Here is a 331-nt window from a genome sequence, read left to right as displayed (position 1 = left end):
AAGCCGTCGATAAAGCGCTGGCCGACCGCCAGGCGAAAATCGACGCCGCGGCCAATAAAAAGGTCGATGTTATTACCAACCCGCAAACCACCGCCGCTTCGCCGGATCTGGCGATTCCATTCGGCCTGAAATTTAGCGGCTACGCCCGCTATGGCGCCCATTTCCAGACCGGCGACCAGAAATATGTCGGCGTCGACGGCTCCTATAACGGCGCCTCGGCTATTGGTCGTCTCGGTAACGAAAGCAACGGCGGCGAATTCCAGATCAGCAAAGCGTTCAAAAGCGCGCAGGGGGCCATCTGGGATCTCAACGTCATGTTTGACCACTGGAG

At 58.0% G+C, this 331-nt stretch carries 1 protein-coding gene; it reads left to right on the top strand.

Annotation, left to right across the window (positions count from 1 at the left end):
* The coding region (locus tag PGR10_RS25425; RefSeq protein WP_430924285.1) for a carbohydrate porin at positions 1–331 on the top strand (331 nt) is incomplete at both ends.

This window comes from Klebsiella sp. 141198, from assembly GCF_050600785.1.
In the GTDB taxonomy this organism is placed as follows: Bacteria; Pseudomonadota; Gammaproteobacteria; order Enterobacterales; family Enterobacteriaceae; genus Klebsiella; species Klebsiella aerogenes.
The sequence above is the reverse complement of the archived record's forward strand: the minus strand, read 5'-3'. Positions and strand labels throughout refer to the sequence as shown.